Here is a 15,671-nt window from a genome sequence, read left to right as displayed (position 1 = left end):
TTGACTCACTTACAAGAAGCGATATGAAACGAAGAGATTTTATAATTAAGACATCTCAAACAGGCTTGGTACTTTCCGCCTTAGGGGCCTATGCATATAAAGATTTAGAATTATTAGTCCCTGAAGAAATTTTAAATACAGAGGGGCTCTTTTTTAAAATTTCTTTAGCCCAATGGTCATTACATCGTGCCTTGCGTTCCGGGAAAATGGATAATCTGGATTTTGCCACAAAATCAAGAAGTTTTGGTTGTGAAGGCTTAGAGTATGTTAGTGGTTTTTTTAAAAACAAAGCGAAGGACTTCAGGTATTTAAAAGAAATGAATTCTCGATCCAATGCAGAAGGGCAGCAGAATGTTTTAATCATGGTGGATGGTGAAGGGAATTTGGCTGATGCTAATTTGTCTAAAAGGTTAAAAGCAATTGATAATCATCATAAATGGGTTGAAGCAGCAAATTATTTGGGTTGTCATGCCATTCGCGTAAATTTAGCAGGAGGGGTTAATGAGGAAGATGCTGTTAAATCGGCTGTTGATTCCTTAGAAAAGCTGTCTGAATTTGCGAAGGGTTCTAATATAAATGTTTTAGTTGAAAATCATGGTGGCTTCTCTTCTAATGGCGCATGGATGACTAAAGTGTTTTCTAAAGTTCGAAATAAAAATTGCGGAACATTGCCTGATTTTGGAAATTTCTGTATCCGAAAAGATAAAGATAGAAATTGTTTAGAGCCGTATGATAGGTATAAAGGTATGCAGGAATTATTACCATATGCTAAAGCTGTCAGTGCAAAATCGTATGATTTTGATGCAGACGGTAATGAAACTACTATAGATTATCTCAAAGTAATGAAAATGGTGAAAGATGTTGGCTATAAGGGGTTTGTAGGAGTGGAGTTTGAAGGAAGTAATATGTCTGAAGAAGATGGTGTTAAGGCTACAAGGGAATTACTTCTTAAAGTTGGAAGACAACTATCATAACTAAAATTAACCAAAATTATTTAATATATGGAAGGCATCAATAAGAATAGATTGTTTTTAGCGAGCTGTTTAGCATTGATTACTACAGCAATGACGTTCGCAATTCGAGCACGATTAGAAACAGTATTCGGTCCAGAAGGCGTTGGGCTTACATTAGAACAAATAGGTTATGCTTTTGCTCCTGCATTTTTTGGCTTTACAATTGCCATGATTATTGGTGGGCCTTTGGTTGATTTATTAGGTATTAAAAAAATTACATGGATGGCATTTATAACGCATGCTGTTGGGATTGTACTCACTTTAATGGCAGATTCGATGACCTCCCTCTTTATTGCTACGCTATTTGTGGGAATTGGAAATGGATTTGTAGAGGCTGCCTTAAATCCGCTTGTGGCATCCATGTATCCAGATCAAAAAACGAAAATGCTGAATAGATTTCACGTTTGGTTTCCCGGAGGCATTGTTATTGGTGCCTTACTGGGATGGCTCATTATGGATGTTCTCGGTTTAAGTTGGCAAATTATGGTGAGCACTTTGTTTATTCCATTAGTTATTTATGGTGTTCTATTTTTTGGACAAAACATGCCTGTTACAGAGCGTGTGCAATTAGGAATTAGCAATAAGCAGATGTTTGCAAGTGTGTTGAAACCTTTGTTTTTATTTATGGTGTTTTGTATGTTTCTTACGGCTGCTTCAGAACTAGGTACAACACAACGTATAGAATCATTGCTGAAAGAGTCAGTGACAGCACCTTTATTAGTTTTAGCCTTTATTAATGGTATCATGGCGTTAGGACGGCTGTTTGCAGGGCAAGTGGTGCACAAATTAAAACCAGCGGGTATGTTGCTGTATTCTGCAATTTTCACCTTTATTGGGTTGTGGTTATTGACCATTACTAGCGGAGGTATGACTTTTGTCGCGGCGGCTGTTTTTGCTATTGGAGTAACTTTTTTCTGGCCAACCATGTTAGGTTTTGTGGCGGAATACTTGCCGGAAACTGGCGCGTTAGGACTTTCAATAATGGGTGGTGCGGGCATGTTTTCTGTGTCTATAGTCTTGCCAATTATGGGTAGGTTAATGGATGATGCTAATGCGGGAGAGGCATTGCGTACAATGTCCATATTACCTGCCATTTTAATTGCGGCTTTTTTAGGATTAAATGTTTACATGAAAAATAGAAGTAAAGCTTCGACAGTATAAAATAAATTATGAGTAGAAAATTAAGAATGGGAATGGTTGGTGGTGGAGCCGGATCATTCATAGGTGATGTGCACCGAAAGGCGGCTGCTATTGATGGCATGATAGAATTGGTTTGTGGAGCATTTAGTAGTAGTGTAGAGAAATCCATTGACTCGGGAATAGCATTGAATTTAGATAAAAGCAGGTGTTACGGCACTTTTGAAGAAATGATTCTAAAGGAAAAAAACCTTCCTGAAGATGTTAGAATGGATTTTGTGGCGATTGTAACTCCAAACCATATGCATTTTCCTCCGGCAAAATTAGCTTTAGAGAATGGGTTTCATGTAGTTTGTGATAAGCCTATAACATTGACTTTAGAAGAAGCTGAAGCTTTGCAAAGTGTAGTTGAAACCAGAGGAAAATTATTTGCCCTTACACATAATTATACGGGTAATTCCATGGTGAAACAGGCCAAAGCAATGGTGGCTAAGGGTGAAATAGGAGTTGTTAGGAAAATACAAGCGCAATATCTTCAAGGTTGGTTGTCTACATCGGTAGAGAAAACGGAGCAAAAACAAGCGGCATGGAGAGTTGATCCAAAAAAATCTGGAATTGGTGGTGCTTTAGGAGATATAGGGACACATGCTGAGAATTTAATTGAATATATCACGGGTTTAAAAATAGAAGAAATAGCTGCCGATTTAGGACGGTTTGGTGAAGGCCGAGTTTTAGACGATGATGGCAATATGCTCATTAGAATGGAAAATGGTGCTAAAGGCACAATATCTATTTCGCAAATAGCTTTAGGTGAAGAGAATAATTTAGGTATTCGGGTTTATGGAACAAAAGGCAGTTTGGAATGGTATCAGGAAAACCCAAATGAGTTGATTACACGTTGGTTGGATGAACCTAAAAAAATATATACACCAAATGGGAATGGCTTGCATGATGAGGCTTTAGAAGTTTGTCGAATTCCCGCAGGTCATCCAGAAGGGTACTTAGAGGCCTTTGCTACTATTTATAAAAACTTTGCAATGCATTTAACGGCAATTAATAATAAAGAAACTATTGAAAAAATAGATTACCCGACCGTGGAAGACGGTATTCGCGGTATGAAATTTATTTATGCCGCTGTAGAGAGTGATAAAAACAATGCGGCTTGGGTAAAAATTGATCAAAAGTAAAATTAGGCTCCTTTAAAAAGGGGTAGTGGTGCAACATCATCTTTTGAAATTCTAATAAAATAAAGGTGAATTATGGCGTGCTAACTTCTTTTGGGAACAAGAAAAGAAATAACAGATAAATATGAAAACATTAAAAGGGCCAGCGGTTTTTTTAGCCCAGTTTGCCGGAAGCGAAGCGCCATTTAATTCTTTGGAAGGTATGTGTCAATGGGCTGCAGATTTAGGATATAAAGGGATACAGATACCAACATGGGAATCTAGTTTAATAGATATTGAAAAGGCAGCAGAGAGTCAAACCTATTGCGATGAATTGAAAGGTAAGGTAAAGTCGTATGGCTTAGAAATCACCGAATTATCCACGCATTTGCAAGGGCAATTAGTCGCGGTTAATCCCGCTTATGATACTATGTTTGACGGTTTTGCTCCAGAGCAAGTTAGAAATAACCCTAAAGCTAGAACAGAATGGGCCATTGATTTTGTAAAGAAGTCAGGGACCGCCAGTGGACGATTAGGTCTAAATGCACATGCTACGTTTTCTGGAGCTTTAATGTGGCATACTATGTATCCATGGCCACAGCGACCAAATGGATTAGTTGAAATGGGTTTCAAAGAATTAGCAGAACGCTGGCTGCCTATTTTAAATCATTTTGATGAACATGGTATTGATGTTTGTTATGAAATTCATCCAGGAGAAGATTTACATGATGGTATTTCTTATGAGCGTTTTCTTGAAGCTACAAATAATCATAATCGTGCCAATATTTTGTATGATCCAAGTCATTTTGTATTGCAGCAATTAGATTACTTGGCGTTTATTGATATTTACCATGAACGTATTAGAGCGTTTCATGTTAAGGATGCCGAATTTAATCCAACAGGACGTCAAGGCGTATATGGAGGATATGCAGATTGGCAAGATCGTGCGGGTAGGTTCCGCTCTTTGGGTGATGGTCAAGTAGATTTTAGAAGTATTTTTTCAAAATTGACCAAATATGATATTGATGTTTGGGCAGTTATGGAATGGGAATGCTGTATAAAATCATCTGAACAAGGGGCAAGGGAAGGTGCGCCATTTATTCAAAAACATATTATTGAAGCGGCAGAACGCAGTTTTGATGATTTTGCAGGTGGTGATATTGATGAAGATTTTTTGAAAGGTGTTTTGGGTATCTAAACTATAATAATCATGCGACGATTTCTTGTTCTTTTTGTTTTACTGTTGTTTTGTTCTTCCTGTAATTATTTAATGGAAAACAAAAGCGAAAGGACTGCTGAGGGAATGACCTCTAAAAAGCCTCAGGAATTAGTAGAACCTACTAAGCCGGAAGAAACGGAATTTTATACGCCAGTGCCTCCAACTGTAGATCCAACAGGTCAAAATGGCGTTCCAAGTGATGCTTTAGTATTGTTCGACGGTTCGGATCTTAGTAATTGGGAGCATGTCAATGATGGCAGAGCCGCTGAATGGGATTTAAATGAAGACGGTTCTATGACCGTAAAAAATAAATCAGGGGATATTCAAACCAAGCAAAAGTTTGGTTCTGTTCAATTGCATATTGAATGGCGTTCTCCTAAACCAATTAATGGTAAAGGTCAGCACCGGGCTAACAGTGGTGTGTTTTTACAAGGTTTATATGAAATACAAGTCTTAGATAATAATGATAATGATACCTATGTAAACGGACAAGTGGGGTCAATATATAAACAATCTATACCATTGGCAAAAGCATCAGTTCCAACTGGAGCATGGAATAGTTATGATGTGATTTATCATGCACCAGAATTTAGTGAATCTGGGGATAAAACAAAATCCGCAACCATTACGGTATTGCATAATGGTGTTTTAATTCAAGATCACTATGAGATAAAAGGGACAACCGCCTATATCGGATGGCCTAAAAATCCGCCGCATGGTAAAGGGCCAATAAAATTGCAGGATCATGGAGATAATAGTAGAGTAAGTTATCGAAATATTTGGGTTAGAGAATTAAATGAGTAAAAGTATTTTTATATGAAAAAAACACATGTGTCAAGACGGTCATTTTTAGGTCGAACAGCTATGGCTTCAGTAGGTGTGGTTGTTTTGCCGAGTTTATTGAGTTTGTCCCCTAACAACAAACTAAATATTGCAGCTATAGGTGTTGGTAATAGAGGAGGCCAGAACTTAAGAGTTGTTGCTAAAACAAACAATATAGTAGCTTTATGCGATGTAGATGATTTCTTTTTACAAAAGGCTGGGGCTGATTTTCCGCAGGCTCAAAAATTTGTTGATTTCCGAAAGATGTTTGACCAAATGAGTAAGGAAATTGATGCTGTTTTGATTTCAACACCAGATCATACACATTTTGCGGCAACCATGATTGCTATGCAGTTAGGTAAACATGTTTATGTAGAAAAACCTCTAGCGCATAACATATGGCAATTAAGAACCCTTAAAAAGGCAGCCAATCATTACGGGATTATATCGCAGATGGGTAATCAAGGGCATACCACGGAGGGGATTAGGTTAATTAAGGAATGGTATGATGCTGATGTTTTAGGTGAGGTAAAGGAAGTGCACGCCTGGCGTGGCGAGAATAAATTTAGATCAGGGTATTATTTTACTAAGCCCGAGAGTTTTCCGGCGCCAAAACAAAACGTTCCATCAAATTTGAATTGGGATTTATGGTTAGGTCCAGTAGCAAATAGGCCTTTTAATTCGGTTTATGCCCCAAAATCTTGGCGTGGTTTTTATGATTTTGGATTGGGACAATTAGGAGATTGGGCATGTCATACTATGGATGCTCCCTATTGGACTTTAAATCTAGGAGCTCCACATAAAGTTAAGGCTGAAATACCAGAAGCGGGTTTTAATCACCAAAGTTTTATACCAGATGCTTCAACGGTCACATTTAGTTTTAAAAAGCGCGGGGCTAAGCCTCCTGTAAAATTAGTTTGGCATGAAGGTTATAAAAAGCCTAATATTGAGATTAAGCCAGAATGGGGTATTAAGGAACTCAATTCTGGAGGCGGTATGTTAATGATAGGATCTAAAAAAACATTGATGACTGGTGCGCGACCAGAAAAACCACGGTTATTAGTTTCTGATGAAGAGTGGGCCGAATTTCTTAAAAATGCGCCTGAAAAGACTATTCCTAGGGTAGGTCATAATCAACCGCACAAAGAATGGCTGAATGCGATTAAAAATAATACACAACCAGGGTCTAATTTTGATTACGCTACTGGGTTGACTGAAATGGCTTTGGTTGGTGTCATGGCCCAGCGTTTCGGTGGGTTAATAAAGTATGATGAAGCTCATATGAAAATTAAAAATAGACCCGAACTTAACGGGTATATTAAAGAATCGGCAAGAGACGGTTGGTCTTTTGGAGAAGATTTGTGGACTTAAAATCTTTAAAATGAAATGTAAAGCTGTAATTTTTTTTGTTGCTTATGTCTTTTTGGTGAATATTAAGTTGGAAGCATCGAATAAATCAATGATTAAAGTGCTTATAGTAGACGGGCAGAATAACCATGTGGTTTGGCCTAAGTCGACAATCATGATGAAACAATATCTTGAAGAATCTGGGTTGTTTAAAGTTGATATAGTAAGAACAAGGTATCTAAATAAAAGTGAAGCGTTTAAAGATTGGTTGGCTTTTGCAAATGTAGGCGAAGGTGTTGAGGGGGCGCCTAAAACCGACGAGACGTTTACGCCTAATTTTTCAAAATACGATGTTGTTATATCTAATTTTGGGTGGCGAGCGGCTCCATGGCCCGAAAAAACAAAATCTGAATTTGAGGACTACATTAGTAATGGAGGCGGTTTTGTGAGTGTGCATGCTGCAGATAATAGTTTTCCAGAATGGGAGGCTTATAATAAAATGATTGCCATTGGTGGCTGGGGAGGTAGGAATGAGAAAGATGGACCCTATTTGTATGTTGGTAAGAATAATGAGGTGGTGAAAGATAATACCCCAGGTTTGGCGGGAAAACACGGAAAACGGGAACCTTTTTTAATAACCACCTATAATCAAGAGCATCCTATTACAAAGGGTATGCCAGTAACATGGATGCATACAAACGATGAATGCTATGCTTATTTGAGAGGACCCGCAGAAAATGTTACTATTTTAGCAACTGCCGTGTCTAGTTTGAAAGCGCCAGAATTAGAGCAAAAGGAACCTGTAGCTATGACAATCAAATATGGTAAAGGACGTGTTTTTCATACCATTTTGGGTCATGATACTAAGGCATTTGAATGTGTGGGTTTTATAACCATGTTGCAAAGAGGTGTTGAATGGGCGGCAACAGGAAAAGTGACCCAAACAGAGCTGCCAAATGATTTTCCTTCAGAAACTGGGGTTTCGGTTAGAGATTTTAAGTACAATGAATAAGTTTTTTTTGTAAAAGTATGAATCTCTGATTTTTGTCCATTATGAATAAAATAACAAAACTATTATTACTTTTAGTTTTAATATCCTGTAAAACTAAAGCGCAAAGCAATGAGCAAACAGATCCTATGGCATATTGTAGTGATGATTTAACACTTACAAATTTAATAAGCCAAGAAACCCTTAAAATAAGTACCGCATGCAACCAAAAAAGTCCTGAGCTTTATACCAAACAAGAAATAAAGGCAGCATTTTATATGCCTTTATTTAAGGAAGTTAATAAGCCCGTGGATGAAGATACAGGTGGAGGTAACGAAACTTATGAATCATATCTTTTTAAAGATTCGAATGGATATGCAAATTTTACGGTTTATGATCATAAAATACCAGAATTTTTTATTAAACATAGCGGCGTCACTGTTAAACTGGGGTCTTTAATGGTTAGAGTTGGCGATTATCCTACTAATTTAAAAAGTGTTCTAGAATCTCCTTATTTAGGGCATGGATATTATACAGCTGATGATGGAACTATATATCTATATATAGATTATAATGTGCTAAGTTTTGGAATAAAAGATTCTAAAATTAAATACATTGCTTTTCAGAGTAATGCTTTTATTTAGTTTTAATATCCTGTAAAGCTAAAGCGCAAAATACCGAGCAAACAGACCCAAAGGCGTATTGTAGTGATGATTTGTCTATTACAAATTTATTAAGTCAAGAAACCCTTAAAATAAGTACCGCTTGTAATAAAGAGCGTCTAAGTATTCTGCAAAACAATACATAAAAATTGTGTTGACATTAAAAAATAAATCTAATCTATATTTTTGTGTTTAATGTTGCGTATTTCATAATTAGTTGTAATTTTGCGCCTTATATTAACGAAAGGGGCTCAGGCCGACGATTTAGAGTTAATAGTTAAGGTAGTTATTCAGTGAAAACAGGAAACAACATATCTCTTATCTCTTCTGCTTTAGTAGCTAATACTAAAGCAACTGTTGTGCGTTTTCCTCAAGCTCGCCCCTAGGGGCTATTCTGGTTAAGAAAGTATCCGTTACTTTCCATTTTCGTTATTATTTTAGAGTTTAAATTAAAAAGCTTAAAAGCTTAGTAAAATACTTAGGTTTTAATTAATGTTTAAGTGTTTAATAATTATTGAAAAATGAATTCAATATTGGATATAAAAAAAAATACTGCTGTTGAGGAAGCTATAGCGTATTGTGATTTACAAGGTTTAGAAGTTGTTTTTACTGAGGATGTTTCTAGAACGGAATTACAAATCATTTCAGAAAGAACAAAGCATCTTCCTGCCATGTATCATGCTAGTGTAGGTATGCTATTGGACCGTTTAAAGAATGGTTGTTTTTTATTAATGAAGAATGAGGAAATTTATGGACATATTTTTGCTCACAGACACACCATTGATAAATATTCTGTTTTTGAGCGTTCCTCTTTATGGGTTCATAAATCCATCAGGAATAATAATTTAGGATTGCTTTTAATGGATTGTTTGACCAAAAAGTTTTCGAAAGAATTTCTTATATCAATAGCGCAAGACCATACTGTTCATCAAAATAATGAATTGTTAGGTATGAGATTTATAACTTTAAAAGATTTGTCTCCTGTATTAATTGAAACCCTAGAAAAGTTAGGCAAATTACGAGATGAATACAAATACAAATATTACGTTAATCCATATTTCGAATCTAAAATTAATCAGTTTAATAAGATTCTAAAAAATAAAATTTAAATAAAATAAATGAAGAAATTAGTAATAGCATATAGTGGAGGCTTGGATACCTCATATTGCGCAGTAAGTTTGTCAAAAGAGTATGATGTTCATGCGGTAAGTGTGAATACTGGCGGGTTTACAAATGAAGAAGTTAAACATATCGAAAGTAATGCCTATAAAATGGGGGTTACTACTTATAAGAATATTGATGCCGTTGCAACCTTTTATCAAAAAGTAGTCAAGTATTTAATATTTGGAAACGTATTAAAGAATAGTACGTATCCACTTTCTGTAAGTGCAGAGCGTATTATTCAGGCCATAGAGATTATAGAATATGCAAAAAGCATTGATGCTGAATATATTGCCCACGGTAGTACTGGGGCAGGTAACGACCAAGTGCGTTTTGATATGATTTTTCAGACTTTGGCACCTAATATTAAAATAATTACCCCAATTAGAGATCAAAAACTAACAAGACAGGAAGAAATTGATTATTTGAAGTCTGAAGGTATTGATATGCCTTGGGAAAAATCAAAATATTCGGTTAATAAAGGCCTTTGGGGTACTAGTGTTGGAGGTGTTGAAACCTTAGAATCTGAAAAATCATTGCCGAGTGAAGCGTATCCATCTCAATTAGAGAAAGAAGGCGAAGAGAAAGTAACCTTAACTTTTAAAAATGGAGAATTTATTGCTTTAAATGGAGAGGAAAATGCCCCTGAGGTGAATATTGAAAAACTAAACGATATTGCATCGGCTTATGCTATTGGTAGAGATATACATGTTGGTGATACCATTGTAGGAACTAAAGGTAGAGTAGGATTTGAAGCTGCTGCTGCTTTAATCACGGTTAAAGCGCATCATTTATTGGAGAAACATACCCTAACAAAATGGCAATTACAACATAAAGAGTATTTATCTAGTTTTTATGGGATGCATTTACATGAAGGACAATACTTAGATCCTGTAATGCGCGATATTGAAGCTTTTTTACAAAGCTCACAAAAAATGGTTTCTGGAAACGTTGTGGTCTCCTTAAAACCTTACCATTTTTCATTAGACGGTATTGTTTCTAATCATGATTTAATGTCTAGTAAATTTAGTACTTATGGTGAGGAGAACAAAGCTTGGTCTGCTGATGATGCCAAAGGTTTTATCAAGATCATTGGAAATCAAAATAAAATATATAGACAAGTAAATTCTTAAAATATGATTAGTGTAGGAATTATTGGGGGTGCAGGGTATACGGCAGGTGAATTAATTAGATTATTAATTAATCATCCAAATGCTGAAATTGATTTTGTTTTCAGTACATCGAATGCCGGAAATAATATTAGCAAAGTACATCAAGATTTAGTGGGGTCTTTAGATTTGAAATTTACAGATACTGTAAATCCTAATGTAGATGTGTTGTTTTTGTGTTTGGGTCATGGTAACTCAGTGAAGTTTTTATCAGCTAATACCTTCTCTGATACCACTAAAATCATTGATTTAGGAAACGATTTCAGATTAGAAGCTGATAAGGTTTTTGAGGGTAAGAGTTTTGTATATGGGCTTCCAGAATTAAATAAGGAAGCCATAGTAAAAGCAAATTATATTGCCAACCCAGGGTGTTTTGCAACAGCTATTCAACTTGGATTGCTGCCATTAGCAGATGCTGGCTTAATTAACAAGGATGTGCATATTAATGCGGTTACAGGTGCCACTGGTGCAGGTACATCATTGTCTGCTACTACGCATTTCACGTGGAGAGATAATAACTTTTCATATTATAAACCCTTTACGCATCAGCATTTAGGTGAAATAAACCAGTCGGTAAATCAATTACAAAATGATTTTGCTTCTGAAATTATTTTTATGCCAAATAGAGGTAATTTTTCGAGAGGAATTTTCGCTACTATTTATACAGATTTTGAAGGGACAGTAGAAGAAGCAAAAGATTTGTATAAATCTTTTTATAAGGATGCTAAATTCACCTTTGTGTCTGATGATTTTTTACACATGAAACAGGTGGTAAACACGAATAAGTGTTTGGTGCATTTACATAAACACAACGGTAAATTATTAGTAACAAGTACCATTGATAATTTATTAAAAGGTGCTTCTGGGCAGGCAGTTCAAAATATGAATTTAATGTTTGGTTTAGAAGAAACAACGGGGTTAGGCCTGAAGGCCACATACTTTTAAAGTATAGGAGTGCTGCGTTAGCGATTGCAGCGGCATCCTTTTTTGAGGTTTGAAAAAAAGATATAGCGTAAAGCGTGACCCTTGTGGTAACGCCAAAATTGAATAAAATAGAAATTATGAAGATAGCCATTATAGGAACTGGGAATTTAGGAAGCTCAATAGCAAAAGGGCTAATAAAAAATGAGTCCTTTACATCATTGTATTTAAGCGATAGAAACACGAAAGCCGTTAAGAATTTTGAAAGTCTTGACAACGTTTTTGTTACTAATGATAATGCATTGGCAGTAGAACAATCAGATATTATTCTTTTTGCGTTACAACCCAAACATATTGATGGCGTGCTGGAAAGTGTGAAGCCAATAATTACTAACGATCATATTATTATGTCTGTTGCGGCCGGTGTTGATACGGTAAGAATTGAAAATATTTTAGGTGCGGATAAGAAGATTATTCGAATTATGCCCAATACCGCAATTTCAATTGGTAAATCTATGACTTGTATTGCGGCAAATGCCGCAGGGCAGGACAAAGTACCATTGGCTGAAGATATTTTTAATCAATTAGGGACCACTATGGTTATTCCAGAAGATTTAGTGCAGGCAGCAACGGTTATTTGTGCTAGTGGTATTGCATTCTGGATGCGTTTAGTTCGCGCTACTACTCAAGGTGCAATCCAGTTAGGCTTTGAGGCTGAAGAGGCTCATGAATTGGCTGTGCAAACTTGTTTTGGTTCTGCTAGTTTATTGATAGAATCTGGAAGACACCCAGAACAAGAAATAGACCGAGTTACTACGCCAAGTGGCTGTACTATTGAAGGACTCAATGAAATGGAACACCAGGGATTAAGTTCTGCTTTGATTCAGGGCATTGTAGCATCGTTTGAAAAAATTAACCAGCTTAAAAAGAATTAATATGCCATTATTTAATGTTTACCCACTGTATGATGTAACACCTGTTTCAGGAAAGGGTGTTTATGTTTATGATGATAAAGGCGCGGAGTATTTAGATCTTTATGGAGGTCATGCCGTGATTTCCATTGGTCATGCACATCCTAAATATGTTGATGCCGTTTCAAGACAGGTTTCTACACTTGGTTTTTATTCTAATGCTATTAAAAATCCTTTGCAAAAGGAGCTTGCTTCAGAGTTAGAAAGACTTTCAGGTTGTAAAGATTATGAATTGTTTTTATGCAATTCAGGCGCTGAGGCGAATGAAAATGCATTGAAATTAGCATCATTTAAAACCGGGAAATCCCGTGTGGTAGCATTTAAAAATGGATTTCATGGGCGTACTTCGGCAGCAGTGGCAGCTACCGATAACCCAAATATTATAGCACCAATTAATGCGCAGCAACAAGTAACTATTTTGGATTTAAACGATGTTGAGGGTGTTAAGGCAGAACTGGAAAAGGGTGATGTTTGTGCTGTTATTGTTGAGTTTATTCAAGGTGTTGGGGGATTAGACATGGCAACCGCTGATTTTTTTGAAAGGGTAGATGCTTTATGTAAAGCGAATAATACAATGTTCATTGCTGATGAGGTACAATCTGGATATGGACGGTCTGGTAAATTCTTTGCTTTTCAGCATTATAATGTAACCCCTGATGTGATTTCTATTGCGAAGGGTATGGGGAATGGATTTCCAATAGGTGGGATATTAATTCATCCTGATATTGAGGCAAAATTTGGGTTGTTAGGGACTACATTTGGAGGAAATCATTTAGCATGTGCTGCAGGTTTATCGGTACTCCATGTTATTGAAGAACAGAATCTGATTGATAATGTTAATGTAATGTCTGAGTATTTTATTAAGATAGCTAAAACGATTCCTCAAATTAAAGAAATTAAAGGAAGAGGCTTGATGCTAGGCTTGGAGTTTGATTTTGAAGTAGGAGATTTAAGAAAAAAATTAATCTACGAAAATCATATTTTTACTGGAGGGGCATCAAATAAAAAGTTATTGCGAATTTTACCACCGCTAACCGTGAGAAAAGAGCATATTAATATGTTTTTTGAAGCCTTAATAGGTGTGTTAGCTGAATTTGAAAATAAGGCTGTTGAAGCCTAAAAGATTAAGAAGATGAATACGTTATTATCTATAGAGACTAGGAACGCGGTACTGCTGAAAATGGCAGCGCTTTTAGAGCGAGAACGTCAGACAATAATTGCAATTAATAAAACGGATTTAGACGCCTATAAGGGGGATGATATATCAATGTTTGATCGTTTGAAAGTAGACGATTCAAAAGTAGATGAAATGATTAAATCGGTTACTCATTTGGCCTCTCAGGCAGATCCTGTAGGCGTGGAACGATTTAGCTTTAAGCACGATAACGGGATGCAAGTGTATAACAAAACAGCATCATTTGGTACGGTTTTAATTATTTACGAATCACGTCCAGACGTTACGGTAGAAGCAGCAGGAATAGCTTTTAAATCGGGGAATAAGATTTTGCTAAAAGGAGGAAAAGAGTCTTTAAATTCCAACTTAAAAATAGTTGAGCTATGGCACGAAGCACTGCTTGCTTTTGATGCATCCACAAATTGGGTTGAGTATTTACAATATAATAGGACCGAAACTCAAGCCTTTTTAGAAAAGCCAACACAAAAAGTAGATTTAATCGTGCCACGAGGCGGGGAGCGTTTAATTGCTTTTGTGAAAGAACATGCTACTTGTCCAGTTATTATTAGCGGACGTGGCAATAATTTTGTTTACGTCCATGAGGCGGCAGATTTAGATATTGCTGTGGACGTTATTATGAACGGAAAATCAAAAATATCCGCATGTAATGCTGTGGATAAAGTTTTGATAGATGAAAACCTTCCAAATAAAGGCGAGTTTGTAAAGACTCTAATTTCAAAATTGAAGGACTTTAATATTGAAGTATTGGGGGACGACTCTATTTCAAAAGACAATGAAGTGGGGGCAATAACATCTAATGATATTTGGTACGAAGAGTTTTTAGATTATAAGATTTTGATTGGTGAAATAGCATCTAATCAAGATACTATAGCTATGATTAATAAATATTCAGGAGGACATTCATCAGTAATTGTGACTACGGATGAGGATGAGGCAAAACGCTTTATGGAAAATGTGGATACCGCCGCAGTATATCATAATGCTTCAACACGTTTTACCGATGGGGGCCAATTAGGTTTAGGTGGTGAACTCGCTATTAGTACAGATAAATTACATCAACGTGGGCCTATTGGTTTACAGCATTTGGTAACTAATAAATGGTACGTTCATGGTAATGGACAAATTAGATAAGGATGCAAAAAAAGAAACGCATATTATTAAAAATAGGGTCTAATACCTTAACCAAAGAAACTGATAATATCTCAAGAGGTAAGATTGAGGATCTTGCTAATCAGATTTCACAATTGAAAGACACTTGTGAATTTATTATTGTAAGCTCAGGAGCGATTGCAGTGGCCAAACAATTTGTGAAACTCGAAAGTAAGCAAAAAGAAGTTTTTGTAAAACAAGCCCTAGCATCTATTGGGCAACCGCATCTCATTAGAATTTATCAAGAGATTTTTAGAGAGTATGGCTTGTTGAGTTCGCAGTGTTTATTGTCTTATTCAGATTTTGAAAAAGAAGAAAGTAGAACCAACATCACTAATACCATAAAAGTATTAGTAAATAATAGTTACATTCCAATAATTAACGAGAATGATACCGTGGCGACTGATGAAATTAAATTTGGTGACAATGATAAATTAGCGGCACTAACAGCATCGTTATTAGATGTAGATTTGTTAATAATAGCAACAAATACCAATGGGATTTATACTAAAGCATCCATTAAGGAAGAATCGCCAGAAACAATAAAGGAAGTTTTGAATTTTGATGATTTAAGATCGCAAGTCGTGTGTTCAAAATCCTCTCATGGCAGCGGCGGTATGGCTTCTAAAATAGAAGCGGCTTCATTAGCAAAAAAGGCAAATATAGAAACATGGATTGTAAACGGATTGGAAGATAATTTTATAGTGAATGCTATGGAAAACAAGGTGCCGTTTACTAAAATAAAATAAGAAAG

15 protein-coding genes are annotated in these 15,671 nt (G+C 36.1%); all 15 read left to right on the top strand.

What is annotated here, in order from left to right; translation table 11 throughout:
* Positions 1-23 precede the first annotated feature (23 nt).
* The 15 genes from IE051_RS04105 to proB all read left to right on the top strand — a co-directional run bounded on the left by IE051_RS04105 (position 24) and on the right by proB (position 15,666).
* A complete protein-coding gene (locus IE051_RS04105) occupies positions 24-974 on the top strand; it encodes a sugar phosphate isomerase/epimerase family protein (RefSeq protein ID WP_189359510.1) in 951 nt (316 codons plus the stop codon).
* Positions 975-1,001: 27 nt separating this feature from the next.
* The gene (locus IE051_RS04100) at positions 1,002-2,174 is read left to right on the top strand and encodes an MFS transporter (protein ID WP_189359509.1); all 1,173 of its coding nucleotides are present in this window, start codon (positions 1,002-1,004) and stop codon (positions 2,172-2,174) included.
* An 8-nt stretch (positions 2,175-2,182) separates the two neighbouring features.
* Positions 2,183-3,337 carry a Gfo/Idh/MocA family protein gene (locus IE051_RS04095; protein WP_229796726.1) on the top strand — a complete coding sequence of 385 codons (1,155 nt, stop codon included), beginning with the start codon at positions 2,183-2,185 and terminating at the stop codon, positions 3,335-3,337.
* A 121-nt stretch (positions 3,338-3,458) separates the two neighbouring features.
* Positions 3,459-4,511 carry a sugar phosphate isomerase/epimerase family protein gene (locus IE051_RS04090; RefSeq protein ID WP_189359508.1) on the top strand — a complete coding sequence of 351 codons (1,053 nt, stop codon included), beginning with the start codon at positions 3,459-3,461 and terminating at the stop codon, positions 4,509-4,511.
* 105 nt (positions 4,512-4,616) lie between these two features.
* Positions 4,617-5,336 carry a 3-keto-disaccharide hydrolase gene (locus IE051_RS04085; RefSeq protein WP_229796743.1) on the top strand — a complete coding sequence of 240 codons (720 nt, stop codon included), beginning with the start codon at positions 4,617-4,619 and terminating at the stop codon, positions 5,334-5,336.
* A gap of 12 nt (positions 5,337-5,348) precedes the next feature.
* Positions 5,349-6,725: a Gfo/Idh/MocA family protein gene (locus IE051_RS04080; RefSeq protein ID WP_189359506.1), complete on the top strand. Its 1,377-nt coding sequence runs from the start codon at positions 5,349-5,351 to the stop codon at positions 6,723-6,725.
* 10 nt (positions 6,726-6,735) lie between these two features.
* Positions 6,736-7,713: a ThuA domain-containing protein gene (locus IE051_RS04075; protein ID WP_189359505.1), complete on the top strand. Its 978-nt coding sequence runs from the start codon at positions 6,736-6,738 to the stop codon at positions 7,711-7,713.
* A gap of 41 nt (positions 7,714-7,754) precedes the next feature.
* Entirely contained in the window at positions 7,755-8,333 is a 579-nt protein-coding gene (locus IE051_RS04070) for a hypothetical protein (protein ID WP_189359504.1), read from the top strand.
* A gap of 539 nt (positions 8,334-8,872) precedes the next feature.
* On the top strand, positions 8,873-9,460 hold the full coding sequence (locus tag IE051_RS04065; RefSeq protein WP_189359503.1) for a hypothetical protein: 588 nt from the start codon (positions 8,873-8,875) through the stop codon (positions 9,458-9,460).
* A 9-nt stretch (positions 9,461-9,469) separates the two neighbouring features.
* Positions 9,470-10,645, top strand: a complete 1,176-nt coding sequence (locus IE051_RS04060; protein ID WP_189359502.1) for an argininosuccinate synthase — start codon at positions 9,470-9,472, stop codon at positions 10,643-10,645.
* A 3-nt stretch (positions 10,646-10,648) separates the two neighbouring features.
* Positions 10,649-11,626 (top strand): N-acetyl-gamma-glutamyl-phosphate reductase, encoded by a 978-nt coding sequence (gene argC / locus IE051_RS04055; RefSeq protein ID WP_189359501.1) that lies wholly within the window; start codon positions 10,649-10,651, stop codon positions 11,624-11,626.
* 116 nt (positions 11,627-11,742) lie between these two features.
* A complete protein-coding gene (proC, locus tag IE051_RS04050; protein WP_189359500.1) occupies positions 11,743-12,537 on the top strand; it encodes a pyrroline-5-carboxylate reductase in 795 nt (264 codons plus the stop codon).
* A 1-nt stretch (position 12,538) separates the two neighbouring features.
* Positions 12,539-13,693 carry an aspartate aminotransferase family protein gene (locus tag IE051_RS04045; RefSeq protein ID WP_189359499.1) on the top strand — a complete coding sequence of 385 codons (1,155 nt, stop codon included), beginning with the start codon at positions 12,539-12,541 and terminating at the stop codon, positions 13,691-13,693.
* A gap of 12 nt (positions 13,694-13,705) precedes the next feature.
* Positions 13,706-14,899, top strand: coding sequence for a glutamate-5-semialdehyde dehydrogenase (locus IE051_RS04040; RefSeq protein WP_189359498.1), 1,194 nt, complete (start codon positions 13,706-13,708; stop codon positions 14,897-14,899).
* A gap of 2 nt (positions 14,900-14,901) precedes the next feature.
* Entirely contained in the window at positions 14,902-15,666 is a 765-nt protein-coding gene (gene proB / locus IE051_RS04035; protein ID WP_189359497.1) for a glutamate 5-kinase, read from the top strand.
* Positions 15,667-15,671 lie beyond the last annotated feature (5 nt).

The sequence above is a fragment of the Algibacter mikhailovii genome, assembly GCF_014651495.1.
Classification (GTDB): domain Bacteria; phylum Bacteroidota; class Bacteroidia; order Flavobacteriales; family Flavobacteriaceae; genus Algibacter_E; species Algibacter_E mikhailovii.
Note: the sequence above shows the minus strand (reverse complement) of the source record. Positions and strands in the feature narration are given on the sequence as shown.

Bases quoted from the DNA above. Each gene is read 5' to 3' on its own strand.
- IE051_RS04105 (WP_189359510.1), top strand. From the start codon at position 24: ATGAAACGAAGAGATTTTATAATTAAGACATCTCAAACAGGCTTGGTA.
- IE051_RS04100 (WP_189359509.1), top strand. From the start codon at position 1,002: ATGGAAGGCATCAATAAGAATAGATTGTTTTTAGCGAGCTGTTTAGCA.
- IE051_RS04095 (WP_229796726.1), top strand. From the start codon at position 2,183: ATGAGTAGAAAATTAAGAATGGGAATGGTTGGTGGTGGAGCCGGATCA.
- IE051_RS04090 (WP_189359508.1), top strand. From the start codon at position 3,459: ATGAAAACATTAAAAGGGCCAGCGGTTTTTTTAGCCCAGTTTGCCGGA.
- IE051_RS04085 (WP_229796743.1), top strand. From the start codon at position 4,617: ATGACCTCTAAAAAGCCTCAGGAATTAGTAGAACCTACTAAGCCGGAA.
- IE051_RS04080 (WP_189359506.1), top strand. From the start codon at position 5,349: ATGAAAAAAACACATGTGTCAAGACGGTCATTTTTAGGTCGAACAGCT.
- IE051_RS04075 (WP_189359505.1), top strand. From the start codon at position 6,736: ATGAAATGTAAAGCTGTAATTTTTTTTGTTGCTTATGTCTTTTTGGTG.
- IE051_RS04070 (WP_189359504.1), top strand. From the start codon at position 7,755: ATGAATAAAATAACAAAACTATTATTACTTTTAGTTTTAATATCCTGT.
- IE051_RS04065 (WP_189359503.1), top strand. From the start codon at position 8,873: ATGAATTCAATATTGGATATAAAAAAAAATACTGCTGTTGAGGAAGCT.
- IE051_RS04060 (WP_189359502.1), top strand. From the start codon at position 9,470: ATGAAGAAATTAGTAATAGCATATAGTGGAGGCTTGGATACCTCATAT.
- argC (WP_189359501.1), top strand. From the start codon at position 10,649: ATGATTAGTGTAGGAATTATTGGGGGTGCAGGGTATACGGCAGGTGAA.
- proC (WP_189359500.1), top strand. From the start codon at position 11,743: ATGAAGATAGCCATTATAGGAACTGGGAATTTAGGAAGCTCAATAGCA.
- IE051_RS04045 (WP_189359499.1), top strand. From the start codon at position 12,539: ATGCCATTATTTAATGTTTACCCACTGTATGATGTAACACCTGTTTCA.
- IE051_RS04040 (WP_189359498.1), top strand. From the start codon at position 13,706: ATGAATACGTTATTATCTATAGAGACTAGGAACGCGGTACTGCTGAAA.
- proB (WP_189359497.1), top strand. From the start codon at position 14,902: ATGCAAAAAAAGAAACGCATATTATTAAAAATAGGGTCTAATACCTTA.